This window comes from Mariniflexile aquimaris, from assembly GCF_042676825.1.
GTDB classification, from domain to species: Bacteria; Bacteroidota; Bacteroidia; order Flavobacteriales; family Flavobacteriaceae; genus Mariniflexile; species Mariniflexile aquimaris.
The window spans coordinates 1-1,819 of record NZ_JBHTIB010000013.1; the positions used below are offsets into that span (position 1 = coordinate 1).

Below are 1,819 nucleotides of genomic sequence, written 5' to 3' on the forward strand. Positions count from 1 at the left end.
ACAACATCTTTTTTATATTTACCTTTTATATCCATTCTTCTCGTCTTTACTCATGTGTTGGTGGTTTTAAATTAAACACAACGTTTATGTGTAAGGAACGTTGCGTGTTTGAGTGCGAGGATTTTCCGAAGGAAAATCAGATGCAAGCAAGCAAAGCAACGACCAAACGGCTTAACTAAAATAAGCAATGTTTTTTACACGGTGTTGTGCCACGTTTTTATTTTTTCAATTCCAATTATTTCAGTCAGTTTATTAAGTCCGTTTTTGGAAACAATTCTAAAACTTAATTCTATAAATACAAATCGTAAAATTATAATAAACAATATTGTCGGAAATAGAAGTTCAATTGAGTTTTTAAATCCGTTTTTTATTAATGACACTAAAAACCCGAAAACTGGGAATAGAAAAAGAAATAATGAAATAATTTTGAAAGTTTTGTTTATTCCAATTTCCAAAGTTCCGTTTTCTTTATCAAGTTTACCTTTAAAAAAACAAAGTCCTCCGTAAAGTTTTTTAGATAGCTTTAAATCAAAATCCGATTTATTTATTTTTCCGATAAAGGTTTGTTTATTCCAGTCAGAAACGAATTGTTCGTCGGATAAAGTTTCTTTTTGCAATTCAGAAATTGCTTTCGAAGTATCAGTTATTAGTTCAATCGAATATTTTTTAATCGGGAAGATTTTCATTTAGTTAACAGGCTTTTCTCAAATGGGGCACAACGTGTTTGGCTATGGTTTCGTTGCGTGAAAATCCACAAGGATTTTCCGCCGTAAACCGAAGATAGCAAATTTGCGAGGACTTTCCGAGAGGAAAGTCAGAAGCAATGAACTATAGCCGGTGTTATGTGCTGGCTTTTATTTCCGTTTTTAATTTATTTCCGTAATTCAAATTCTCAAAGAAACTTAATTGCCTTGCGAATAAATATCCATTTGCAATAAAGTCCATTTCATATTCAGCTGTTTTTAAATTCAATTCCATTTGGTCAATCGAATATTCACTAATTAAAATTTTAAAGTATCGAGCGTATAATTTCGAAACTCCGAGTTTTAATAAAATCCACATTGGTGAAAGAAAAAATGGGTCAATCGTTTCTTTGCCTCTTGTGATTGTAATTCCGATTATACTTTCTTTCGGAATTGGAATTGCGGTCAGTTTATTGGAATAATTCGCACGTAATAAAAGTCCACCGGTCCGCTTTTCAAAGTTGCATTTTGAATCCAATTTCAGATTCAGGGTTTTGGCTTTAAATGACTGTAGATAAAATCCAGCACTTCCGATTGCTTTCGGTTTTCGAAAGTCAATTTCTTCTGGTTTTCCTATCTGTTTTATAATTGTTTGTTCAGTCATATAATTAACTCCAATTCTTTATAAGCGTTGCAACTTGAAAAACAGAAATCATTATATAAACTACATAGAATATCAAAATGTTATACCAGTTGTAAAGTAGTTCATCATTCTGTCCTTTATTAATTGTTGTAGAAAAAGCTATTGCAATTCTACTACCATAATGAAACACAAATAGCGATAAACTAAACCCAAATAATATTAAAAATAATTTATTCTCAATTGCAAAACCAAACGGGTCTAAGAAATGTAAAATAGCGATTATGAACAATGTGATAGTAATTCCAATTTTTAGTTTTGTTTTTATCTCAATTTTTTTTGTCAACTTTTCAAAAATCAGAAGATTAATTAGCAGAAAAAAGAAGATGTAAATAACTTTCATTGAATTTTAGTTGTGTTTTTCAGCTTGCACATAACGTAAAATATATGAAAAGTAAGGGATTAAAAAAACTTACCTTCTGGTTTTTACTAAGCC

The 1,819-nt window shown here is 30.3% G+C and carries 3 protein-coding genes; all 3 read right to left on the minus strand.

Features of this window, described 5'->3' with window-relative positions; all coding sequences use genetic code 11:
- Positions 1 to 194: 194 nt before the first annotated feature.
- A complete protein-coding gene (locus ACFQ0I_RS13320) occupies positions 195 to 686 on the minus strand; it encodes a hypothetical protein (protein WP_379943058.1) in 492 nt (163 codons plus the stop codon).
- 154 nt (positions 687 to 840) lie between these two features.
- Entirely contained in the window at positions 841 to 1,347 is a 507-nt protein-coding gene (locus ACFQ0I_RS13325) for a hypothetical protein (RefSeq protein WP_379943060.1), read from the minus strand.
- Positions 1,348 to 1,351: 4 nt separating this feature from the next.
- Positions 1,352 to 1,669 carry a hypothetical protein gene (locus tag ACFQ0I_RS13330; protein ID WP_379943061.1) on the minus strand — a complete coding sequence of 106 codons (318 nt, stop codon included), beginning with the start codon at positions 1,667 to 1,669 and terminating at the stop codon, positions 1,352 to 1,354.
- Positions 1,670 to 1,819: the final 150 nt, after the last annotated feature.